We start from the raw sequence: 24558 nt of genomic DNA on the forward strand, positions 1-24558 counted from the left end.
GGGCCGCTGTATTTTTTGTCGAAGTGCCCTACATGGAATCCAAGTGGATATAGAAGGTCTTCCCGTTGAAAACCGTGACGCTTTTCAATGGGATTTTGTCACCATTCGACATGTAGTAGTTCTTGTTTTCAGGGAATCGGAGGATCGTTTTCCCTTTCTTGGCCAGCAATTCGGGGTTGGCTGTCCCTGTTTTCAACGTGACCTCGTATCCCTGTTTTTCAAGGGAATCTCTTCCATCTACATACCAGGAGCGATAGGTGTCCAGGGAAAAGCCGAGGAAGTCAGCCATGATCCCGGGGAGATCGGTGTTTTCATGAAGTCCCGAAGGCTTACCGGGACCGAATGCATAAAGGAAGACATCTTCACCTGTATGTCCATGGGTGGTGAATCCGAGTCCAGCTTTTTGTGAAAGGGAGGAGGTCATCTGTGCTTTCAATTCCTTCTTGGAAGGGCTCCATCGGCATGATTGAGAGTCCAGGCCGTATGCACCGAGGGCATCCGTGGCATCTTTTCCTTCAAGAAGGGAGGTAGCGCCTTCGACGGTGAGTCTCGCTTTCTTCAGAGGATCGATGAAGCGTTTCATGGACTGGTGCTTATACGATCCGTCAAGGTCAGTATTTCCGATTGTAAGCCCGCTGTTGCCATGGTCTGTCACGGCGACGACCATTGTGTTCCCATCTTTTTTTGCAAACGTCAAGGCCTCGCCGACGGCACGGTCGAAGCTCAGGATTTCACTGATCATACCTACGGGATCATGTTGATGAGCGGCCCAATCGACCTTGCTTCCTTCAACCATGAGGAAGAAGCCGGTCTTTTCCTTGGACAGGTGGGAGATGGCCGTCCGGGTCATCTCGCTCAGGGTGGGCTCATCCGGCTTCAGCTCGCTCCGGTCCAGATCGTAGGAAAGGTCCTCTGAAGCAAACGCTCCCCACAGCTTTCCGGCAGAAGGCTCCAAGAGCAGTTCCTTCCTGGTATCTATGTAGGCATATCCAGCGTCTCGAAGAGGTTTTTTTAAATCCTCTCCATCCTTGCGGGTGACCTCGTCGGTCTTCAGCATACCGTCATCCTGGGGAAGATTCTTTTCCTTCGGTGCAAGCCATGCGGAACCTCCTCCAAGGACAACATCGAGATCCTGATATACCTGCTGTTCGCCGATGGAGCTGAACTCCTCCCGTGTGATGGCATGGGAAGTAAAGGCGGCGGGTGTGGCATGTTGAACGGGGGATGTGGCGACGATCCCTGTTGCATATCCGTTCAGCTTAGCGGTTTCAAGTACCGTGATGAGTGGGCGGCCTTCGGGGTCCATGCCGATGTAATCGGCTTTTGTCTTCACCCCTGTCGCCATGGCCGTCCCGGCTGCGGCAGAGTCCGTGATGGCCGATTCGGCGGAGTAGGTCCTCACCCCGCCCGTGAGGATGCCATCCAGGTGGAGAGGTGACCCCTTATACCATCGTGAAAGGGTGACGGCATCTGAATTCGTGCCATCCATGATCATGAAGATGACATTCTTTTTGGGGGCAGCGGCATGAAGGCACGCAGTGGGCGCCGTGAATGCCAGAAGGACAAGGGGAAGCAGGATGCAGGCGATCTTTTTCAATCCGTTCATAGTAGACGTCTCCTTTGTTCATCGTTGATCTTAGTATGAACAAAGGATGGGCTGATAATGAGGGATAAAAAGAGGTTGAGGCAAAACGAAAGAGAGTAATCAAGAACACAAACCGTGTATATTCATCACACCCCTCATGATTTCCGTGCAAGACTTCGCTTTCCGCGGGTAGCCTGTGAGCCTCATCGGCAAGCGGGTCTCGCATCAACTACTCTTCCCGCTGGATGCTTCGTCTTGCAATCCAATCAACCGTTGGAAAATAGCCATGAAACAAAGTGAAAACCCGAATTCATTAGCCTGATCTTAGGCAAATGAATTCGGGTTCTACTATGACTGAAACATTTTTGTCCCAGTCTCTCGAGTCAATTTATTTTCGCTCCAGTATTCCAAGCATCAGGTTAGTGTACACATCAGCGCGGTCAAGATTCTTGAAATCACGGATTTTCAACCGGCGCCAGTCAAGGGCCGTGATGAATCTTGTCTGATCCTTCAGGGCTGTAATCTCTTCCGGTTCCTCCACATACATTTCTCCGGCTTTTACGCCTGAGGTGATGGCCTGACGCCCGTCGACTTCAAGACCCGTCTCGATCTTGCGCTTTTTGACGGTGCCGTTTTTCGTCATAATCCAGAGGTACGCCTGGTCGTCCATCTTCTCAATGGCGGAGACAGGGACCGTCACGACATCTTTCGCTTCCTCCATGATGATGGAAAGGGACACGTGCTGACCGGGTCTCCACTGCGCTTCCTGCACTTGTACCTCCGCAGGATAAAGGCTTTCGGTCTTCAGATGGGGGTCGGCTTTCGGCAGGCGGTCCACTTTGGTGATGACCCCATCAAGGGATTTCTTCCCGTCATGCTTCACCCGGACATTCAAGTTTTCCTCCACCTCATCGACTTCTTGCTCTGTCAGATCGGTCGTGACGACAGTGGAATCCGAAGCGATCGTGACGAGGGGATTCAGGATTTCGTGTGACAGACTTTTGACCGTCCCGCTCACGCTGCTCTCCACTGTAAGGGTCGTCTCATATGAATCGATAGCGGCGATCTGCTTTTCGAGGCTCTTGATCTGGCTCTCAAGTTGCTCGGCTTCAAGCTGTTTAGAAACCATTTCACGCTTGATATCATACTCTGATTGTAAGGCCCCTGCTTCGATGGGAGCATCTTTTTCATCGGAGGATGGGGATGGAAGGGAAGTGACCAGCTTGGATAGTTCGCTAATGGCATCTTTAATGTTGGAAGCATCTTCTTCCAGCTTCTCCACTTCCGATTTCAGCACGTCGCGTTGTTGATACTGATCGGTGACCTCATATTCATATAGGGGTGTTCCTGATTTGACCTGTTCCCCTTCTTTTATTAGGAACTTTTTGAAGGTGGCAGACTCATCATTGAAGTAGAGATACTGATCCTCCTCTGGAATGACCACTCCAGGCTTGTAGAGCATGTCCCTGAGGGTTTCCTGACGGCTCAGTTCCCAGTGGTTGATGCGGACTTCCCGGTCGACCCGGCTGTCGGCTTTTTCAATTAGATATGTATTCACGCCTACGAAAACCAGGCTCACGGTTACGATGCTGTAGCGAATAAGTTTCTTCATCATTCATCACCTTTAAATTAACGTTGAAAGATCAAGATAAGCAAGCAGGGCATTCAATGCCCAGAAAAGCACGTTGACGAGTACGATCACAAGCCAGATGAGCCAGTTCTTCTGCCGTGTCAAATACTTGATCCCACGATACTGAAGGTAGATCATCCACACCTTGAATAGGGAGATGGCGCCAAGCAGGTACACCACATAAGAGTTTGAGGTAATGGCCTGGGCGATGACTCCTAGAGATAGGGGGGATGAATACCATTCAATAGAAAAGAATAAGGATAGCGGCACGAATGTGAGTTTCTCCAGGAGCAGGATCAAAAGCGTCAATCCCTGCACCATCACAATCTTGCGGTATTCGCCGTGATCGGAGATCGTCCAAAACACCAGGGATGAAAAGAAAAGGATCAAAGCGGCGTAAAGAAGACCCGCAATCAGACGTCCAAAGAAGAACATGGTCTTTTCCAGTTCATACTCCAAAGGGGTAAGGGAAGTCGCTTCTTTCGCGAGGGAATCCATTCCGATCCCGAAGAATGCCACAAATCCGAAAACCAATGCGGAAAGAACAAATAGCCAGGTCATCTGCTTTGCAAAACGCGGCACGATCTCGGCTTCACCGAGGCGATAAAAAAAGGTGGATGGGGATGTAAGCCCCTTAATGAGCTTTGCTTCTGTGTGCATAGACAAGTAGCCTCCAACATAGTGATAATCCTTCTCTTATTCTATCGAAATTTCTGAAATATTACCATAAATTGTCGAAGGCATTTGGTGAAGAGTGGACTATTGAATCAGAATTTAGGGTAAGGAACAGAGGGCAAATAAAAAAGTGCCCGTTGAGGACACTTTTTACATGTTGTATGCAAGAACGGTGGTCCCTGCAATGATAGCAATGGTGAAGATGAAAAGGGTAGCATACATGAGCTTCTTTTTGGCCCTTTTCTTTAAAATCATTTCTTCAGGTGTTAAAAACGACATTACAATCCCTCCTGATTTGGCAGCTGGCTGGCATGGTTAGCCCCTGTAGCTTTGCGTCATCACCTTTCGATGATTTTGCTATTAGACAAATCGACACATATTCATTATCGGTTTGTTTACTGTAAACTGTAATAGTAAAAACGAACTATTTTTCGACACTATTTTTAACTATCTAAAATGATATAACATTTCGACAATATTCGCTAATCTTTTTAAGAATCAGACTGTAAATAAAGCATAAGTATGTGTTTTTTGTGTAAATATGTTAAAAAATCTATCAAATGATACAGTATTTTGGTAGCATGTGGTTATTAGGTTTTCGGGAAATGACAAAAAAGAAGGTGGGAATATAAATGGAGAATAAATCCAGGGAACATGTTCTTTCTGTTTTGCAGAAGGCATTCGACAAGGGCCAGCAGGGGGATATGGATACGACGAAAATGATTCAGTGGCTTCAGCAGGAGCTTCAATCGGGAATCAATCAACGGGGGAAAACACTGTAAGGGAAGCGTGGCTCTGTTACGGCCCTCCTTTCATATGAGGTACCCATTATTAAAAGATGGGAGTGAGATCATTATATATGGAATCACAGGACAATTTCCAATCATAATGCTCCATAAAAAAGCTGAACGACGGGGAAGTCGTTCAGCGGCGCATCATCATATTATAAACGCGTGAAGGGCCTCATGCGTCTCTTCGACGAATGTCCTTTTCTCAGCCCACGCGCTTCTGCATTCTTTCATCCTCTCCATGCGATCCTCGATCATCCTTCCTACCTCCGTACCATTCGGGCCTCCACGGACCGAGCGGATCTCCACGAAGTAATCAGGTGAAATGATCCTCTGCCAATCCTTCTCCGACAATTGGATCTCATCGATCAGATTATTAATGTCGGCAACCTTCCATTCATAAAGTTCTTTTCTTTCCGCAATCGAGCGCTTAGCGATGGTGCTTGCGATGCCATGTGCCTTCCTGAATGGGACTCCGTAATCCCGGGAAAGGGTGTCGGCAAGTTCCGTGATGGTGATGCTCGATTTCTTCGCCATGGATTTGGCATGCTCCTTATCGACTGAGATGGTGGCGATGACGGCGTACATGAGCTTCAATACCCGATTGGCATTGTGGAATGCACGGTAGAGATGGGGCTGGAGATCATCTTCGGTGTCCACGATGTCACCGAACGGCGTGTTGTGGATCATATTGACAGCCGCAAGGGCATCTCCGTAGGCGCTGCTTGCAATCGATCGTGAATGTTCGATGGAAACCGGGTTCCGCTTCTGGGGCATGATGCTGCTGATCTGTACATAGGGATCAGCAACCTTGAATGTCCCGAATTCCCTTGTGACATGCTGGAGGAAGTCCTGAATCCATCTGCCCGTATTCACCATGCAGGTCATGAGGGCAGTTCCTGTCTCAAGAAGGTAATCTGCCCCGCCGATTGCGTCATAGGAATTTTCCACAAGGCCTTCGAAACCCAGTAGCTCCGCCACCCGCTCCCGATTGATAGGGAAGCCCGTTGTCGTCAGGGCTGCAGCGCCCATAGGAGAGCGGTTCACCGTGTCGAAAGCGGCTTTTAGCCGAATGATGTCACGCTGAAGTACATCATGGACGGCAAGAAGGTAATGACCCAGAGTGGTAGGCTGGGCAGGCTGGGTGTGGGTGTATGCCGTCATGACCGTGTCCTTGTGGGCAGCTGCCTGGCGCAGAAGGATATCTCCTAGATCCATGGCGGCATCAATCGTTTGTAGGAGATGCCCACGGAGGACGAGGCGGTACATGGCCACCCCCATATCATTCCGGCTCCTTGCGATATGCAGCTTCCCGGCAAGCTCGCTCCCGATCTCTTCACCGATCCTTGCCTCCATCATAAAGAATAAATCTTCAAACTGTGGCTCATAGGCCAGGCTTCCGATATCGGTTTTGGAGACGGCATCAATGCCCTTCAGCATCGATGCAGCGTCTTCTTTTGGAATGATGCCCTGCTCCATGAGCATGATACAGTGGGCCCGGTGGATATCGAACATCACATGGAACAGATAGTCCCGCTGATCGTTGAAAACGGGCTTCAACAATTCTTCTACATACGTTTTTCCCGGAAACGCATCCCCCTCATTCTGGATGAATTCTTGTATATTCCTCATATTGATCAACTCCTAGGATAAAGATTTCTCAGCTTTTACTCCGAATACCTTATTCGAGATCAAGAGGACGACGGCGATCAAGGAGATCTGAATCATCCCGTAGGCGGCCGCCTGACCCATGTTGAACATACGGAGCTGATTCATGATTTCAATGGATATGGGCCGGTTGGAAATGGTGTATAGCAACACCGATGTCGGGAATTCCCCTACTGATTCGACAAAGGCGAGCAATGTCCCCGCAAGGACACCGGGCATGATGATGGGAAGAATCACCTTGCGGAACGTATAGAACCATTTTGCCCCGAGGCTCCTGGCTGCTTCTTCAATGGAATCATCGAGCTGTTCAAGTGCGGCATTTGTCGAGCGCACCACAAGCGGTATATGTCTGACGAAATAGGCAAGAGGCAGGATCCAAAACGTCCCGACCAGGATGTTCCCGAAAGAAAAAATGGAAGGTTCATTGAATGCAAAGATCAAATTCATCCCGATGACTGTTGCCGGAAGCGCCCAGGGAATCATGACAAGAACGTCGACGAATCCCTTCCCTATGAATCTTCGCTTCACGAGAAGGTAGGAAGTCAGGACCCCGAAAACCAGATTCCCCGCCGTGGCAATAAATGATAGAATCAAGCTGTTTTTCAGCGGCTTGAAGATATTTGGGTCTTCGAAGAGGAGCCGGTAGTTTTCGACGTTGAATACGGACGGATAGGTCTGCCAGGTCCATGTACCATCAGGCACAAGGGAGAGCAGAAGGATCGTGAAATGAGGGAGCAGCAGGATGAGGACCCCGATGATCCCGGTCGCCACCAGCACCCATTTCATGAAGGGATTCTTCACTTCGCTCCGGTGAGCGCCGATACCCTTTGAGGCCATACGGTAGTCCTTACGGTTCTGATACCACCTCATGAACAGGAGGAAGCTGATCGAAACGATGGACAGAATAACAGACTGAGTCGCTGCGACCTCCATATCGCCATTGATCTTAGAAAAATAGATTTGCAGGCTGAGCACCCTGAATCCTCCTGCAAGAAGGAAAGGGGCACTGAATGATGCCATGGAGATCATGAACACCAAGAGGGAAGCGGCCACAATGGCAGGTGTGAGCAATGGGAAGGTGACCTTCCAGAACACGCTGAATCGACTGGCTCCAAGGTTATGGGCTGCTTCCTCGAGGGAAGGGTCGATTTTATTGATAGCCGCAGACACGGTCATATAAAAGTACACATACATCGTATAGGCATGGACGATGAGAATGCCGGAGACGCCTCCGATCTTGAAAGGAACTTCATCAAGATGGAATAAATCCTTGATGGCATTCGGAATAAGGCCGGTTTCCCCGTAAAGGAACATGAATGCCATGACCCCGACCAGGGAAGGAAGGACGATGGGCATGATGGCTGCCGTCGAGAAGAACCCCCGGCCGGGAAAGTCATACCGATTGAAGATGAAGGCAAGGGGCACCCCGATGATGGCACTTGCAAGGACGCTCAATAGGGAAATGTACACAGAATTCCATAATGCCTCCAGATTCGTCTTGGATTCCTGGGTGAAGAAATCCCCGTAGTTCCCGAGGCCGACTCCTTCTTTTGTGTTCATGCTCTCAAGGAATGTCCGGAGCGACGGGTAGAGAACATAGGCGATCAAGACGAGCAGGACTGGTATGAGCAGCCATAGGGTGAGACGATGATCGCGGTTCTTTATCATGATGGATCACCGCTCACTATGGGAATCACCCGGATATGCTCCTTAGGAAGTTCGACGAAAACCGGGGAGCCCGCATGCAACGAGCGTGACACTTCGCCATTCAGCGTGTGCACGCGGATGAGTTGGTTGTCCACTTCTACCATCACATTGATAACGGATCCGAAGAAGTGGATTTCCTTGATGATGCCCTGAAATACGTTCTCATCCTCACTTCTTGAAGAATCAACAAGATTGATTGCTTCAGGCCGGATCGAAAGTGCTGTGCCTTGGCCTGCAGAATCGCCAGTGACGATGTTATTCCCTCGCACCAAAATGGGGCGGGGGAGGGCCCCGTTCAGCACCGTTGCGTGCGCCATCCCCCCTTCACGCTCCTCGATGGAGGCCGGCAATAGATTGATTTCCCCTATGAAACTAGCTACAAAATCGTTTGCAGGCTCATTGTATATCTCAGCAGGCGTTCCTACCTGATGACAAACACCGTAATTGAAGACGGCGATCCGGTCGCTCATGGAAAGGGCTTCCGCTTGGTCATGGGTAACATAGATGGTCGTGATGTTGTACTCTTTCTGTAACCGGAGGATCTCGCTCCGCATCTCGTCCCTGAGTTTTGCATCCAGATTACTGAGCGGTTCATCAAGGAGGAGGATCTCAGGCTCGATGACAAGGGCACGGGCGAGGGCGACCCGCTGCTGCTGGCCTCCGCTGAGCTGGCTGACCTGGCGCTCGCCATATTGGTCTAGCCGGACTTTCTCCAACACATTCTTCACCCGAGCCTTCACTTCCTTGATGTTCAGCTTTCGGACCCTGAGGCCGAATGCCACGTTTTCGAAGACCGTCATATGAGGGAACAGGGCATAGTTTTGGAAAACCATGCCCGTGTTCCGCTTTTCAGGTGGCACCCGCGTCATATCTTTGTCCCCGAATCGAACGACCCCTTTAGTAGGATAGTAGAATCCCGCGATCATTCTCAGGGTTGTCGTTTTCCCGCAGCCACTCGGTCCGAGGAAGGTGAAGAACTCTCCATCCTTGATGGCGAGATCCAGGTGATCGACTGCTGTGACTTTTCCGAAGGTCTTTTGGACGCTATCTATTTGTATGGACGCCATTTTCGCTTACACTTCCTATTCTTTGATTTCTTTGTCCCCGTTTTTAATGTTTTCATCCCAATGCTTCATCCATTCATCGCTGTTTTCCTGGAATACCTTCCAATCGATATCCATGCTTTTGATTTCGGTATCCGTGATCCATGAAGGAAGTCCATCTACGTCGTCCCGGGTCGGGATACGGTAGAATTCTTCAGCCAAAAGCTTAGCGGCTTCCGGTGTGTTGACGAATTCATAGAAGGCTTCAGCTGCTTTCGGATGCGGACCATCTTTGACGAGGGCGATCCCTTCAGTCAATACAGGTGTCCCACTTTCAGGAATGATGAATTCAAATGGGTAATTTTTATTTTCCTTCAGCATGACGACATCCGGCATGGCCCAGACGGAGATGGTCCCTTCGCCTTTGGCCACCTTGTTGTACATCATTTCAGGGTTGGCTGAGTATTCCTTCGTATTGGCATCCAGCTTCTCGAGCCACTCATAGCCCTTGGCTGGATCTTTGGAATCCTTGAAGTCGCGGTAGATCATGGCAGAGAAGATCGTCCTCATGGTTCCAGAGGCGAGCGGGTAGCGGATGATGATTTCATCCTTCCATTTGGAATCAAGGAGTTCATCCCAATCCTTCGGTGCTTCATCAGCAGAGACCTTCTTGCTGTTGTACATGATCACTTCAGGCGTCTGGCTTGTGCCGGACCAGTTCCAGTCTGGATCATGGAAGCCGTCTGCCAGACTGTCTGCATAGGTCGGTTCATAGGGCGTCAACAGTCCTTCGTCCTTGGCTTGGTCGAAGTTCGTTGATGGGGCACCCCACCATACATCGGCTTGAGGATTATTCTTTTCAGAGCGGACCCGGTCAAGGATCTCCTGGGAGCCCATATCCAGCCATTCCACGTCGATGTTGTACTTTTCTTCGAACTGTTGCTCGAACTTCGAGAGGATATCTTTCCCGTGAGGTGAGTAGACGACGATTTTATCCTCGAAGTCCTTGCCCTCTTTATTTTCGCTTCCTGAACCTTTTTCTGATCCGCCGCATGCGGAAAGGACAAGCATCGCTGATAGTGATAACACCGCAAAAGCCGATTGTTTCTTCTTTGATCCCATTATTCATTCCCCCTGATCATAATAAGTGGCCCGTGCCTTCATGCTCTCGTAGGAATAAAGAAACGGCCCCGATCACACCGGCATTCGACCCTAATTCAGACACTTTCAGCTCGATTGGAATGGGCAAATATTCATTGACCATCCGCTCAAGCTTCGGCAAGATATAATCTGCCGATTTCAAGACACCACCCCCTAAAATGATGACCTCGGGATTCAAAACACTTGCAGCATTGATGATGCCGTACCCCAGTTGCGTAATGGCATCATTCACGATCGCCATGGCAACAGCATCGCCTTCAGAGGCGTACCGAAAGGCGAGTTCACCTGACAGCTCACCTGTCAGGGCCGCTTGGTATGCAGGGTGGCCAGGATCGAGAACGACGGAACGGGTGAATGTTGCCCCGATCGCCTTTCCTCCGGCCACACTCTCGAGATAGCCATATCGATGGAAGATCGGCTGGAAGTCACCCTCGAAGTCGCGTCTGTCCGTCACCATATAACCCATTTCTCCTGAAGCATGGGCGCCCCCTCTGTATAACCGGTCATGGATGATGATCCCGCTGCCGATCCCGGTTCCGATAGCGATGAAAAGCACATGCCGTTTATTCCGGGCATTTCCGATCCACTGTTCCCCTAGGACAGCTACATTCACGTCGTTTTCCACGTAAACGGGGAAGGGGAAATGTCGCTCGGCTTCTGTTTGAATGGGATAGCGGACCCAGTCGAGACTCGGGGCATCGATGACCACTCCGTTCTTCGTGATTCCGGGTACGCCGATGCCCATGCCGAGGACATTTGTCACATCGATTCCTTCAGCAGATAACATGGAGGAGACATCCCTCGATAGTTGTTCAAATAAACCGGTTCTAAGGTGGCTGGCAGTAGAAAAGCTCTTGGTGTGGAGGATGGTGCCATTAAGGTCTGAGAGGATGGTTTTGACTTTTGTGCCACCGATGTCCGTCCCGATGACGTAGGCTGCCCGCTCATTGAAATATAAGTGGATGGGCTTTCTTCCCCCCTGAGAAGAGGACGGTCCGATTCCCTTTTCATACACTTTGTTTTCCTGAAGGAGCTCATCGACGAGAAGGGAGACGGTCGGTTTACTGAGATGGATTTTTGCGGCGATATCGGCTCTGGAGATGGGGGATTCTTGCTGAATGCATTGCAATACTCGTTTTTTGTTGATCACTTTCGACTGCTGCACACGTTGATTCATTGCATCACGGCTTTCGTATTTTGTTAGTGAACCTAACTAATCAACTAAAAATATACAGTAGTTCCGTTTACCTCACAATTAATATTTTTATTATTCAGAATACACAGATAAAACAACATACTTTGTACCTATTAGATAGAAATCGTTGAAAACCCCGTCATATCAACACGTGAAGCTGTTTACCGAGCTACTGGGATGGAGTATGGTCTGCAACGATTTTGTCGAATTTTTCCTCCTTATGACATGTAAGCGTTTTTCCAATCGGGTCAATGACCCATTTACAGGAAATATATGCCTGTGCTACTAATGAAAAGAACGGGAAAAACGACCTTCAGTTCGTTAAAAAGATAAACAAACTAACCACAAGGAGGGGTGCAGTTCGAACACGGTAATCCAATTTGAGAGGAGCATGAACATGAAGAAACTGATTTGCCTCCTAATCGCCTTCTTACTCGTCCTTCCGATGAATCCCATGGCCCGCGAAAATGAGGATCCAGACCTTTGGAGTGCCCTCAAACCACTTGAAACCACTGTGACCTTCCTGAATACGGGAGCGCATCCCGACGATGAACGGAGTGATTTCCTAGCCTATCTCTCCAGGGGTCTGGGCGTGAAGACATCCAGCCTCATTGCCAACCGGGGTGAAGGCGGTCAAAATGAAATCGGTCAAGAGCTCGACAATGCCCTTGGCATCATCCGCTCGAGGGAAATGATTGAAGCAGCAAAAGTGACAGGCGTAAAAGCATACCACCTCAGTGAAACCACCTCTGATCCCATCTATGACTTCGGATTTTCGAAGACTCCAAACGAAACCCTCTCCAAATGGGGGGAAGGGCTTACCTACGAGCGGTTGATCCGCTTCATCCGTACCTATCAGCCTGATATCGTGATGCCCTCTTTCCGTGATGTCGATTCCCAGCATGGACATCACAGGGCGATATCGATCTTGACCCAGCGCGCATTCGAGGATGCAGCTGATCCTAAAGTTTACCCAGAACACCTTGAAGAAGGTCTGTCCCCTTGGAAAATCAAAAAACTATACTTACCAGCAGAATCGAAAGAGAGCGCCACATCATCGATTGAAATCGGCATGCTCGATGACATCTACGGGAAATCATATCCTCAGATCGGAGAAGAATCCCGTTTTCTCCATAAAAGCCAGGGGATGGGGAGTGAGATCCCTGTGGCCCCAAGACAGGTACACCTTGAACTGGTGAAATCTCGTGATTCGTCCTCCGGGACGGACCAGCTCTTTAAAGGGATTCCTTATGATTTCAACGAATGGGCTGTAAAGCTTCCTCAAAAAGAAAAGTCACTTGTAAAGGGATACCGTCAGCTTCAAAGTCAGCTTGAACGGACGATTTCCAGCTATCCGGATCGTTCTAAAGCATTCCAGGAGGCTCAGAAGTCCTTGAAGCTAGTAGAAAAGGCCACCAAGATGACAAAGAAGGCCAAGTTGGATTCAGGGTTGAAGGAAGACCTCCTTCATAAGCTGTCCCTGAAGGAAGAACAGCTCATGAATGTAAGCTACTTGTCTTCTGACCTTGACGTCCAGGCAACGTCGGAATCTGACGTGCTGACAGGCGGGCAGCAAGTGAAAGTGGAGGTGAACGTGAAAAATGGTGGCAAGCATGTTCTGAAGAATGCAGACGTCACCCTGGACACGCCTTTCCACTTCTCCAAAAAAACAAAGAAAAAGAACCTGAAACCGGGTGAAGAACGAACGTTCACCTTCAAAGTGGATGTGCCTGAAGAAGCGGAAACATACCATCCATACGAAGAGCCGGTCATTCAGGCATTGGTAAAATTCCGTTCCGGTTCAGTGGAAACGGTGAAAAAAGAAGAATTGAACGGGACCATCGCCGTCCTTCCCGATGTCGGTCTCACCATGAGCCCGGAAGACCTTGTCGTGAACACGGCGGATGTGAAGACAGACGTACCGGTGAGTGTCGAAGTCACAAACTACAAGCAGGGCAAATCAACTGCCGGGGTATCCCTAGACGTCCCTGAAGGCTGGACGGTCACGCCTTCATCAGTAGATATCCATTTAACGGATCATAAAGAGAAAAAATCAGCCGACTTTGTCCTTCACCCTCCTACAGAAATCGAAGAGGGAGATTTCAAGGTAGAGGCACATGCAAACGTCGACGGGAAAACGTTCGGAACCACTGTCCAGGAAATCAACTATAGTCATATCGGTACGTTTTACTATCTGTATGACGCAGCAATCAACGGGGTTTCGTTCGAGCTCCTGACCCCTGAAGGCATGAAGGTGGGGTATATCGAGAGCGGCTTCGATCAGGTGGCTGACTACTTGTCCAATGTCGGAATGGAGATAACGAAATTGACGGATGAGGATCTCGTTTCCGGCGATCTATCCCAATTTGATACGATCGTCACAGGGATCAGGGCTTATCTCTCCCGCGATGCACTCAACGAGAATAATGACCGGTTGAAGACATATGTGGAGGAAGGGGGACATCTTGTCGTTCAGTATCACAAACCGAATGATAGATGGGATGCAGCTACAACGGCACCATACCCGCTCACGATCGGTAATCCATCCATTCGCTGGAGGGTGACGGATGAAAACGCAGACGTCGAGATCCTGAAGCCTGAATCCAGTCTCTTCTCTTATCCGAATGCCCTTTCTGAGAACGACTGGGACAACTGGGTACAGGAAAGGGGTCTCTACTACCCGATGGACTGGGATGATCGGTATGAGACATTCGTCCGCATGAACGATCCAGGGGAAGAATCATTTGATGGAGGGATCCTCATGGCGCCTTACGGAGAAGGTACCTATCTTTATACCAATCTGGTCTTCTACCGTCAGATACAAGGTCAGGTTCCCGGAGGCTATCGCATCTTTACCAATCTCCTGAGTTATGGTCAAGGGGAATGATGAGAGCATCTGACTGAGGTACACGTGATAAAATGAAGCTATGACAAGAGTGTTTTAGTCATGGTAAAACCCGAATTCAATTGCCTACGGTAAGGCAAAGAATTCGGGTTTTTCATTCGTTTCATGAACACTACGATTTCATTGTGTCCAGCGGTTGATTGGAGTGCATGACGACGGTTCCTTCAGGAAGAGTAGTTGATGTGAGAAGGCCTGCCGAGGAAGCTCACGGGCTACCCGCGGGAAGCAGAGTCTGCAAGGGAATTATGAGTGGTATAAAGAATCTATAAGGATCATGTTCGCCATGAAATGTCCCCTTTATGTTTTATTCCCAATTCATTTTTCATATTTGGTCGCGAAAATAGCATTATAAAGTAAAAAAATACTAGTATGTTTGTAAAAGCAGGAGGAAAAAACGCATAATATGTAGAATAAACCAAAAGTAGTAAAATATTACTAGTTATAAAGGAGGATACAATGGCAAGAGAATATCTGATTGTTTTCGAAGAGTATGACCTGACGAGACGCAAAGCCGATTGGAAAAATAAGCACCTGCTTCTCTTTGAAGGAAAGCACTACAAAGAAGGGATTGTCGCTATCTGCCGGCCTCCCGGATTTTCACATCCTCTTAAAGGGATCCTATACTCAAACTTCGTGATGGAAACGATGGGCTGCACCCTGTATGCCCTCCCGATCGCTGAAGGAAGCTCCCTTTCATTCAAATGTGTGGATATCGACGCAAACACGATCATCACGTGCAAGCTTATCTTGGAGAAAACGCATACGATGACCCGGTTGAATATCCTGCCTTCCCACCCGCATGAAGAACCCCTCGATGACGACATGAAAAGTGATATACTCTCATTCTTCAGTTTGAAGACCGATGCCAGAACGGTCACCTTCCAATGGAAGCCCAATGTGTATAAAAGGGGCAAAAGCGTAGGGGAATAAGGCTTTATTCTGCTACCGAACTACCTCTCTAAGTTTCTAAAATCCTGATGATTTCCGTTGACCCAGGCCGATATCCTACATACAATGAAGATAGTTATTAGTATGTTTAGAATTTTCTCTCAAGGTGATGACTCCATGAAAACAGCAGGGAATAACCGGATCGGCAAGAATGCTATGCTCCTTCTCCTCACCGAGAGGTCTGAAGAGGACTGGAATCGCCATTTCAACGAACTGAACTGGAGCTATTGCACCGGCAGGATCGGATCGATGGACAGCCAAAAGATCGTCGCGGCCATCGAGACCGCTGCAAAGCGAAGCGATATCGTCCGTGAAGACCTGTACCGCGAGATGCATTCTCTTTACCATGCCATCATGGAAGCACTCACGGGCGTCACAAGGGGTCATACCCAGTTGGGGGAGATCCTCAGGACAGTGGGGCTGAGCTTTTCGGTCGTAAGGGGAACGCCCTATCCCCAGGAAGAGGAAGGCGAGTGGATCGCCGTCGCTCTTTACGGGACCATCGGTGCTCCGGTGAAGGGACTTGAACATGAGACGATCGGTCTCGGAATCAATCATATGTAAATAAGAGCCTATAGAAATCAGTCAAAAGGAGGCTCGGTCAAGGACAGGATTCTGTCTTTGACCGAGCCTCCTTTTCATGTGGACAAACAATTATAACGAGGTGATCATGATGGTGGAATTGACAGGACGCTCCCTGACCTTGGCTCAGGCGAAGCAGGTGATCGATGAGAAGGTGTTCGTCACCCTCTCGCAGGAAAGCATGGACAGGGTAAAGAAGAGCCGGGAAGAGGTTGAGCGGATCGTGAAAGAAAAGCGGGTCGTCTACGGTATCAACACAGGATTCGGGAAGTTCAGCGATGTGCTCATCGACCCTGAGGATGTGGAAGAACTCCAGCTGAATCTCATCCACTCCCACGCATGCGGAGTGGGGGATCCGTTCCCTGAAAACGTCTCGAGGGCGATGCTCCTCTTGAGGGCGAACGCCTTGCTGAAAGGATACTCGGGCGTGCGGCCCGTCATCGTTGAGCGATTGGTGGAGTTCCTCAATAAAGAGATCCACCCCGTCGTACCACAGCAAGGATCACTCGGTGCAAGTGGGGATCTGGCCCCGCTTTCCCATCTCGCCCTCGCCCTCATGGGAGAAGGGCAGGTGCACTATCGCGGCGAGATCCATGACACCCTGACCGTCCTTTCAAAAGAGAACATTTTCCCGATCCAGCTCCAGGCAAAAGAGGGCCTTGCCTTGATCAATGGCACCCAAGCCATGACGGCCATGGGGGTCATCGGCTATCTGGAAGCAGAAGAACTCGCCCATCAGAGCGAGCTGATCGCAAGCCTCACGATGGAGGGACTGAGGGGGATCACTGATGCCTTCGATGAAGATGTCCATCTCGCCAGGGGCTACACGCAGCAGGTCGACACTGCCTCGCGGATCCGCGGCTACCTCACGGGAAGCAAACTCACGACGAGACAGGGAGAGCTAAGGGTCCAGGATGCTTATTCCCTTCGCTGCATCCCCCAGGTGCACGGCGCTTCGTGGCAGGCCCTCGACTATGTGAAGGAAAAACTCGAGATCGAAATGAACGCAGCCACGGATAATCCACTGATCTTTGAGGACGGGGAGAAAATCATCTCGGGAGGAAACTTCCACGGTCAGCCGATCGCCTTTGCCATGGACTTCATGAAAATCGCCGTCGCTGAGCTTGCCAATATCTCTGAGCGGAGGGTCGAGCGCCTCGTCAACCCGCAGCTGAACGACCTGCCGCCGTTCCTCAGTCCCGAGCCCGGTCTTCAGTCGGGAGCGATGATCATGCAGTACTGTGCCGCCTCCCTTGTATCGGAAAATAAAACCCTGGCCCATCCGGCGAGCGTCGATTCCATCCCGTCGTCGGCCAATCAGGAAGATCATGTGAGCATGGGGACCATCGGCTCCCGCCACGCCTATCAGATCCTTCAGAATACGCGGCGTGTCGTGGCCATCGAGCTCGTCTGCAGCCTTCAGGCAGTGGAGTACCGGGGAGTGGCCCTCATGGCTCCGAGCACGAGGCGATTCTACGATGAAGCACGCAAAATCATCCCGAGCATCACAAAGGACCGTATATTCTCGAAAGATATCGAAGCCGCAGCTTCATGGCTACAATCCATTCAATTGCACACCATCATTTCGACAGGGACGAAGGAGGAAACGACCAATGGTTAAAGCGGATAAACGAATCGTACGTGTGAAAAAAGGATCGGAGATCGAATGCAAAGGGTGGGAGCAGGAAGCGGTCCTCCGCATGCTCTACAACAATCTTGACCCAGAAGTGGCGGAAATCCCTGAGGAGCTCGTCGTATACGGAGGGATCGGGAAGGCTGCACGGAACTGGGAATCCTTCGATGCCATCGTCCGTTCCTTGCGGGAACTGGAGAATGATGAAACCCTCCTGATCCAGTCCGGGAAGCCTGTCGGGAAATTCAGGACCCACACAGCAGCCCCGAGGGTGCTCCTGTCCAACTCCGTCCTCGTACCGAAATGGGCGGACTGGGATCATTTCCACGAGCTCGACAAGAAGGGGCTCATCATGTACGGCCAGATGACAGCGGGAAGCTGGATCTACATCGGGACACAGGGAATCCTTCAGGGAACATACGAGACGTTCGCTGCCCTTGCCAAAAAGCATTACAACGGATCCCTCAAAGGGACCATCACCCTGACGGCCGGGCTCGGCGGGATGGGCGGGGCTCAGCCCCTTGCCGTCACCATGAACGGAGGGGTCGTCATCGCTGTCGATGTGGATGAGGAACGGATCGATAAGCGTCTGGATACCCGGTACTGCGATGTGAAGACAGATTCCATCGATGAAGCCCTCCTCATGGCCCATGAAGCCCGCGACAAAGGGGAAGCACTCTCCATCGGCCTTCTCGGTAATGCCGCAGAAGTCCATCATGAACTGCTCCGCCGCGGCGTGAAGATCGATATCGTCACCGATCAGACGTCGGCCCATGATCCGCTGAACGGGTATGTCCCGGAAGGCTACAGCCTCAAGGAAGCAGCAGAGCTGCGGAGTTCCGATCCCAAACGCTATACGGATCTTTCCAAGAAAAGCATGGCGAAGCATGTGGAGGCGATGCTCGAGTTCCAGAAGCGCGGCAGCATCGTATTCGATTACGGCAATAACATCCGCCAGGTCGCGAAGGATGAAGGAGTCGAGGATGCCTTCGCATTCCCGGGCTTCGTCCCAGCCTATATCCGTCCGCTCTTCTGCGAAGGGAAAGGACCGTTCCGCTGGGCAGCCCTCTCAGGTGACCCTGCAGACATCCACCGGACGGACCGCCTGATCAAGGAGCTCTTCCCAGAGAATGAGGCCCTCAATCGCTGGATCGATATGGCCCAGGAGAAGGTGGCATTCCAGGGCCTCCCGTCAAGGATCTGTTGGCTCGGATACGGAGAACGCGTGAAGATGGGCCTTGCCATTAATGAGCTGGTGAAGAACGGGGAGCTGAAAGCGCCGATCGTTATCGGACGGGACCATCTCGACTGTGGGTCCGTCGCTTCACCGAACCGGGAAACCGAAAGCATGATGGATGGAAGCGACGCCGTCGGTGACTGGGCAATCCTGAATGCCCTCATCAACACGGCAGCAGGTGGTTCATGGATTTCCTTCCATCACGGCGGAGGAGTCGGGATGGGCTACTCCCTGCACGCGGGAATGGTTGCCGTCGCAGACGGCACGGACCTCGCGAAGGAACGGCTGGAGCGGGTGCTCACCTCGGATCCAGGGATGGGCGTCATCCGTCACGCAGATGCAGGGTATGACATCGCCAACGAGACCGCGGAAAAGCACGGGATCCATATCCCGATGAAGAGGGGGAATGAAGAATGACATACGATCTGATCATCGAACATATTGGCGAGCTCCTCACCATGGACCATGGAGAGGGGCCGGTCAGGGGAGAAGACATGAAGCATCTCCCACTGAGAAAGAATGCAGCCATTGCCATCAAGGGCGGCCTCGTTGCTTGGGTCGGGACACAGGAAGAGGCAGCAGGCCTTCATGCAAAAGAGCGGCTGGACGCAGGAGGGAAGCTCGTATCGCCAGGACTCGTCGATCCCCATACACATCTCGTATTCGGCGGATCGAGGGAGCACGAAATGGCCCTGAAGCAGCAGGGAGTCCCTTACCTAGAAATCCTTAAGCAGGGAGGAGGCATCCTTTCCACCGTCGGAGCCACTCGGCAGGCGACGGAAGAAGAACTCCTATCTAAGGCCAAATTCCATCTCGACCGGATGCTCTCCCATGGTGTCACCACCGTTGAAGCAAAATCAGGCTATGGCCTGGATAAGGAAACCGAGCTGAAGCAGCTCAGGGTCGCCAAACAGCTCAACCATGAGCATCCAGTCGAAATCGTCTCGACGTTCCTCGGAGCCCACGCGATCCCGCCTGAATACAAAGGGCGTCCAGAGGCATTTTTGGATGTCATGCTTCATCTTTTGGAGGACATCGAAAAAGACGAGCTTGCTGAATTCGTCGACATCTTCTGTGAGACGGGGGTATTCTCCGTGGAGCAGTCCAGGGCATTCCTTCTGAAAGCAAAGGAGAAGGGATTCTCCGTGAAAATCCATGCAGATGAAATCGATCCTCTAAGCGGTACGGAAATGGCCGTCGGAATCGGTGCCGTCAGCGGTGATCACCTCGTCGGGGCATCCCCTGAAGGCATCAAGGCCCTCGGGGAAGGGAATACGATTGCTGTCCTGTTGCCGGGCACGTCGTTCTATCTGAACAAAGGGAAATACGCCAATGCAAGAGGCATGATCGAGGCAGGGGCCGCCGTCACGCTTTCAACGGATTTCAACCCGGGAAGCTCACCGACGGAAAATCTGCAGCTCATTATGAATCTCGCTTCCCTGCAGCTGAAGATGACGCCTGAAGAGATCTGGAATGCTGTCACCGTCAACGCGGCCTATGCCATCAATCGAGGAGACATGGCAGGGAAGATTGCCGTCGGCAGGAAGGCGGATATCGTCCTATGGGATGCGCCGAATCACCACTACATCCCGTACCATTACGGAGTCAATCACACGGCTGCCGTCGTGAAATCGGGTCGAGTCGTGTACCGCAGGAGAATCGATCATGAATATGCCTATTAAACCGGCAGGTCAGGCGGTATTCAAGGACCGCTATACGACGAAGGTCGCCGAGCTCTTGAAGCCGTGGGAAGAAGGGGAAAGGGGAGCGGTCGCCATCCTGGGCGTCCCCTTATCCAAGCCGTCCATTTCCCATTCAGGGGCGAGCTTCGCACCTGGTGCGATCCGGAACGCACTGAATGGATTCACGACCTACCAGATCGAGAGCGGGCAAGATCTCGCTTCCCCCCTCGTCGATTTCGGCGATGTCGTCATGCACCCGACCTCCATCACTGACTGCCATGAACGGATCTCCACGGCCGTCCGTCATGTACTGACTCAGGAAGCGGCACCGTTCACGATCCTGCTCGGAGGGGATCATTCCATCACCACATCCGCAGTCAAAGCCTTCTGTGAAGAAAAAGGGACGGTGGGGATCATCCAATTCGATGCCCACCACGACCTCCGGAACACAGAAGATGGTGGACCCACCAACGGCACCCCGTTCAGAAGGCTGCTACAGGAAGGGATCATCAAGGGAGAGAACCTAATCCAGATCGGAATCCGCAACTACAGCAATGCAAAAGCCTATCATGATTATGCCCTCGAACAAGGTGTCACGGTCCATACGATGAAGGACGTGAGGGAGAGGGGGACGGCAGAACTTGTCCGCCAGGGAATCGCGATGCTGAAGGACCGGGTCGACATCATCTACCTGTCCGTAGACATGGACGTCCTCGATCAATCCTACGCCCCGGGCTGCCCTGCCATCAGTCCAGGAGGCATGAGCCCAGAAGAGCTTCTGGAAGGCCTCCACGAGGCTCTGAAGCATCCTGGTGTCATGGCCATGGATATCGTGGAGATTGACCCTACACTTGATTTCAGGGATATGACGAGCCGGATCGCGGCGCTACTCGTGGTGGAGAGTATAGGATAGGATACGCTCCATTTCCACATATTTCTTTTATGTGAGAAGTCGCTATAGTATAATCAAATTACGCTAATATTAGCGCGACTTCTAAAAGTCTTGGAGGCAATGAAGCTATGAAAAAAGATTATAAAGAGCTACAATCATCAATAAATGATTACTTTGAAGAATACTCACAACAGCAACTGCAGGATGAAATTTTCCCTAAGTTCCCTGACTTGTTTAATGCTATAGCGGAGTTCAGAGGTTATGGTATCCAGTGGCAATACAAGAGAGAATCCGAAGCCAGCAACGTTAACGATAAGATGATCTTTTTCGAGAGCAACCTTGGAAAGCAATACACAGGCAACCCTAGGTATCTCTATGAAAGAATGATTGAACGCTATCCTGACTATACGTACGTTTGGTGTTATCAAGGAGAAGCAGTCATCCCCGGCAATCCATTAATAGTTAAAAGGGGATCTGAGGAGTATTATCGTCTTTTGGCACAATCCAGATATATTATTAACAACACGACTTTCCCATTGTGGTACCACAGGGAAGAAACCTTCTATCTACAAACCTGGCACGGGACACCATTTAAAAAATTGCATTGGGATATGACTTCTCGTCCCCTGCACAAAAGGTCGACACCTGACTTCTATGCCAAATCCTCTAAATGGGATGCGTTACTTTCCCCAAATCCGTATTCAACTGAAAAGTTCAGGACGGCATTCAGATACAAGGGAGAGATAATTGAATCAGGATATCCTGCCAATGACATTTTCTACGATGAATCCCGCTATCAGAAAGTACGTTCTTCAATTCGTGAAAAAATTGGAGTTACCGACGAAAAGACCCCTGTTTATCTTTATGCACCTACATGGAGAGACGGAAAGCATATAGGGAATGCCATGTTTGAATTCAACTTGCTTTTCGATCCTGCAGAGTTTCTAAATAAAGCACCGGATAATGCTGTCCTGCTCGTCAGGTCTCATCATATGAGCAGCTCGGATCAAGAGCTTTCTAAACTTAAGGGAAGAGTGATTGATGTCAGTGGTTATGATGATGCTGTAGAACTTATGTGTGCATCAGATGTTTTGATCACTGATTATTCTTCAATCGTGTTCGATTGGTACTGTAGTAGGAAACCGGTCATTTACTATGTCCCAGATTATGAGCATTATGTTGGCCCATTGAGAGGTTCTTATTTCGATCTTTCAGAACACAACGCTGGAGCTATCTGCAAAACGGAACAAGAGTTGCATCAAGCACTTAAAGAAACCCTTCCTGATAAGAAAACATCGCATAGTGGTTTTTATTCAAAGTTCTGTGCTATGCATGACGGCCAAGCAACGGACAAGGTGATTGATTATCTACTGAGTAGGTAATATGGGTATCCCCGTTTGTACAAAAAGGCGGGGATGACTTTGAAAAATAAAGAACATAAAAAAGAGTGACTGATAATCCAGTCACTCTTTTTTAGTATTGCTTGTTAAATCATGCTTCCTTGCTGTATGTCATAACCTGCATGGACTTCTTTCATTCCGATTACCTTCAGGAAGTGGTGGAGCTTATTCAGACAGCCCTTCTCCAAATCCCCAACGACATCAAACAAATCAATGACTGCACATTTTTCTACCTTTGGAAACGACAAATGCTTAGGCTTGAGGGCTTGCTGATGATTCTCGATCGGATACGTGGATGCGAGTGCCTCCCCGACCTTGCAATCACCTTGCAAGAACTCAAAATGGAACTGAATCGACAAATCAATTTCAGAATATAGAGGATTTACTTTCATGCTTATGCTATTCATCATGAAGCCCCCTTTCTTTTATTGTACTTTTATACTACCATACCTTAAAAACAAGGGGATTTTGGCTCAGTAAGGTATATAATGGATGCATCTTTGATTTTGGGTAAATATGTTCTGTTTTTGAGTAAATATATAACTTTGGGCATATTTACAAATTAATCCCTTTTAGAAAAGAAAAAACTTCCACAAAGGAAGCAGAAGGGTTTATCCTTATAGTTAGTAGCTAATTGGAAGTTCGCGTTGAAAAGTTGGAGCGGTATCCGGACTAGAAGTAAGCCCTGCAAAACTAAATACCAAGATGGAAGCGGTTAAAAATACGAACAAATGTTTCTTCATGGGTCTTTCATCCCTTTCGTAAATAGAATTTTTTTGGCTATGATAATTATATAAGTGTTATTATTATTAAAGCATATTATAAAAAAAAAAACATTTCGATTGAGAGGTCTTATAGCCTATTTTTAGTCGCTTTCAGACATCATTTCATAAGAATTCTTTAAAAATATAACTTTAGGAATAATATTAGGGGAGAATAATGTCATGGATTTTTCAGCGGTGGGAAAAAAAATAAAAGAGTTGAGAAAAAATATAGGCCTATCCCAAGAAGAACTGTCTGAAGGGATCTGTACCCAAGCTCAAATCAGTAAAATTGAAAAGGGAATTGTTTTTCCGTATGCCTCCACATTATACCTTATTTCACAAAAACTTGGTGTCGATGTTAATTATTTTTTCGATATTGGTATGACACCTCGATTGGATTATGTTCAAGAGGTTGAAAAGCAGTTGAAGATAGCTAGAAGAGAACATCGTTTTATCGAAATGATGGATATCGTTAAGGCTGAGGAAGAAAACCCTTTATTCGTACAAAACACAAAAAATTCTCAAAATTTACTATGGCATAAAGGGATTTACTTTTATGAAGTAGAAAAAGATGTTAATAAGGCTATTAAGACTATGGAACAAGCAATTGATATTAATCATTCAGTCACCAAAGTGTATACTGAAAGAGAGATTGAGATCCTGCTTTCAATAGGCGCAATACTTGGAAAAGAAAACTTGGAAAAGGCTTTACTTGTTTTTGAAGAAATAAGTGAGCGTCTAAAACATTTACCACATTTCAACGACTACACTATTAAGACCAGGCATTTATATAACTACTCTAGAGTGCTCACTAGACTAAACCAACTAAAAGAGTCGAGTGCTTATTGTGAGAAAGGGATTAAGTGGTGTCTTGAAAAAGACTCATTGTATCTTCTAGGGCAGCTTCACTATCAAATTGGATATAATCATGAACTATTAGGTAATAACGAAGAAGCAAGGAAGTATATGCAAAAGGCACTCGTGGTTTTTGAACTGCAAAATGACCATGTATTTTCCCCGTTAATTAAGAACAAAATAGAGGAATTATCAGAGTAAGGATATT

At 49.3% G+C, this 24558-nt stretch carries 20 protein-coding genes and 1 riboswitch; of the genes, 10 read left to right on the top strand and 10 right to left on the bottom strand.

The annotated features are described in order from the left end of the window. Window positions 1-28: 28 nt before the first annotated feature. The 4 genes from ABJ225_RS15575 to ABJ225_RS15590 all read right to left on the bottom strand — a co-directional run bounded on the left by ABJ225_RS15575 (window position 29) and on the right by ABJ225_RS15590 (window position 4169). Window positions 29-1606: an alkaline phosphatase gene (locus tag ABJ225_RS15575; protein ID WP_347320997.1), complete on the bottom strand. Its 1578-nt coding sequence runs from the start codon at window positions 1604-1606 to the stop codon at window positions 29-31. A gap of 367 nt (window positions 1607-1973) precedes the next feature. Then, a complete protein-coding gene (locus tag ABJ225_RS15580) occupies window positions 1974-3197 on the bottom strand; it encodes an efflux RND transporter periplasmic adaptor subunit (protein WP_347320998.1) in 1224 nt (407 codons plus the stop codon). A 12-nt stretch (window positions 3198-3209) separates the two neighbouring features. Beyond that, window positions 3210-3875: a hypothetical protein gene (locus ABJ225_RS15585; RefSeq protein WP_347320999.1), complete on the bottom strand. Its 666-nt coding sequence runs from the start codon at window positions 3873-3875 to the stop codon at window positions 3210-3212. A 165-nt stretch (window positions 3876-4040) separates the two neighbouring features. Then, window positions 4041-4169 (bottom strand): hypothetical protein, encoded by a 129-nt coding sequence (locus ABJ225_RS15590; protein ID WP_347321000.1) that lies wholly within the window; start codon window positions 4167-4169, stop codon window positions 4041-4043. Between the two features lie 15 nt (window positions 4170-4184). Then, a riboswitch (cyclic di-GMP riboswitch) is annotated at window positions 4185-4259 on the bottom strand. 263 nt (window positions 4260-4522) lie between these two features. Here ABJ225_RS15590 and ABJ225_RS15595 point away from each other — a divergent pair. Next, the gene (locus ABJ225_RS15595) at window positions 4523-4672 is read left to right on the top strand and encodes a YwzD family small protein (protein WP_156450681.1); all 150 of its coding nucleotides are present in this window, start codon (window positions 4523-4525) and stop codon (window positions 4670-4672) included. A 156-nt stretch (window positions 4673-4828) separates the two neighbouring features. Here the strand turns inward: ABJ225_RS15595 and argH are convergent, their stop codons facing one another. The 5 genes from argH to ABJ225_RS15620 are packed head-to-tail and all read right to left on the bottom strand — an operon-like array spanning window position 4829 to window position 11434. Then, on the bottom strand, window positions 4829-6310 hold the full coding sequence (argH, locus tag ABJ225_RS15600; protein ID WP_347321001.1) for an argininosuccinate lyase: 1482 nt from the start codon (window positions 6308-6310) through the stop codon (window positions 4829-4831). 12 nt (window positions 6311-6322) lie between these two features. Beyond that, on the bottom strand, window positions 6323-8014 hold the full coding sequence (locus tag ABJ225_RS15605) for an ABC transporter permease (protein WP_347321002.1): 1692 nt from the start codon (window positions 8012-8014) through the stop codon (window positions 6323-6325). Then, window positions 8011-9120, bottom strand: coding sequence for an ABC transporter ATP-binding protein (locus ABJ225_RS15610; RefSeq protein ID WP_347321003.1), 1110 nt, complete (start codon window positions 9118-9120; stop codon window positions 8011-8013). The genes ABJ225_RS15605 and ABJ225_RS15610 overlap by 4 nt, the downstream gene beginning before the upstream one ends. A 15-nt stretch (window positions 9121-9135) precedes the next feature. Next, on the bottom strand, window positions 9136-10218 hold the full coding sequence (locus ABJ225_RS15615; protein ID WP_056539092.1) for an extracellular solute-binding protein: 1083 nt from the start codon (window positions 10216-10218) through the stop codon (window positions 9136-9138). A 16-nt stretch (window positions 10219-10234) separates the two neighbouring features. After that, window positions 10235-11434, bottom strand: coding sequence for an ROK family transcriptional regulator (locus ABJ225_RS15620; RefSeq protein ID WP_347321004.1), 1200 nt, complete (start codon window positions 11432-11434; stop codon window positions 10235-10237). A gap of 415 nt (window positions 11435-11849) precedes the next feature. On the opposite strand from ABJ225_RS15620, the gene ABJ225_RS15625 reads away from it, so the two are divergent. From ABJ225_RS15625 to ABJ225_RS15660, 8 genes are all read left to right on the top strand, one after another. After that, window positions 11850-14339, top strand: a complete 2490-nt coding sequence (locus ABJ225_RS15625; protein WP_347321005.1) for a PIG-L family deacetylase — start codon at window positions 11850-11852, stop codon at window positions 14337-14339. A gap of 474 nt (window positions 14340-14813) precedes the next feature. Next, entirely contained in the window at window positions 14814-15287 is a 474-nt protein-coding gene (locus ABJ225_RS15630; RefSeq protein ID WP_347321006.1) for a hypothetical protein, read from the top strand. Between the two features lie 135 nt (window positions 15288-15422). Next, complete coding sequence (gene hutP, locus ABJ225_RS15635) at window positions 15423-15869, top strand: hut operon transcriptional regulator HutP (RefSeq protein ID WP_347321007.1); 447 nt, start codon at window positions 15423-15425, stop codon at window positions 15867-15869. A 109-nt stretch (window positions 15870-15978) separates the two neighbouring features. Beyond that, window positions 15979-17508 (top strand): histidine ammonia-lyase, encoded by a 1530-nt coding sequence (gene hutH, locus ABJ225_RS15640; protein ID WP_347321008.1) that lies wholly within the window; start codon window positions 15979-15981, stop codon window positions 17506-17508. Then, the gene (gene hutU / locus ABJ225_RS15645) at window positions 17501-19174 is read left to right on the top strand and encodes a urocanate hydratase (protein WP_347321009.1); all 1674 of its coding nucleotides are present in this window, start codon (window positions 17501-17503) and stop codon (window positions 19172-19174) included. Before hutH ends, hutU begins: the two co-directional genes overlap by 8 nt. Further along, window positions 19171-20439: an imidazolonepropionase gene (gene hutI / locus ABJ225_RS15650; protein ID WP_347321010.1), complete on the top strand. Its 1269-nt coding sequence runs from the start codon at window positions 19171-19173 to the stop codon at window positions 20437-20439. Before hutU ends, hutI begins: the two co-directional genes overlap by 4 nt. After that, window positions 20423-21352, top strand: a complete 930-nt coding sequence (gene hutG / locus ABJ225_RS15655) for a formimidoylglutamase (protein WP_347321011.1) — start codon at window positions 20423-20425, stop codon at window positions 21350-21352. Before hutI ends, hutG begins: the two co-directional genes overlap by 17 nt. A 107-nt stretch (window positions 21353-21459) precedes the next feature. Continuing rightward, the gene (locus ABJ225_RS15660; RefSeq protein WP_347321012.1) at window positions 21460-22713 is read left to right on the top strand and encodes a CDP-glycerol glycerophosphotransferase family protein; all 1254 of its coding nucleotides are present in this window, start codon (window positions 21460-21462) and stop codon (window positions 22711-22713) included. A 104-nt stretch (window positions 22714-22817) separates the two neighbouring features. On the opposite strand, the gene ABJ225_RS15665 is transcribed toward ABJ225_RS15660, so the two are convergent. Then, window positions 22818-23138: a hypothetical protein gene (locus tag ABJ225_RS15665; protein WP_347321013.1), complete on the bottom strand. Its 321-nt coding sequence runs from the start codon at window positions 23136-23138 to the stop codon at window positions 22818-22820. Window positions 23139-23675: 537 nt separating this feature from the next. On the opposite strand from ABJ225_RS15665, the gene ABJ225_RS15670 reads away from it, so the two are divergent. Continuing rightward, window positions 23676-24551: a helix-turn-helix domain-containing protein gene (locus tag ABJ225_RS15670; protein WP_347321014.1), complete on the top strand. Its 876-nt coding sequence runs from the start codon at window positions 23676-23678 to the stop codon at window positions 24549-24551. Window positions 24552-24558 lie beyond the last annotated feature (7 nt).

The sequence above is a fragment of the Rossellomorea sp. RS05 genome (assembly GCF_039822645.1).
Classification (GTDB): Bacteria; Bacillota; Bacilli; order Bacillales; family Bacillaceae_B; genus Rossellomorea; species Rossellomorea marisflavi_B.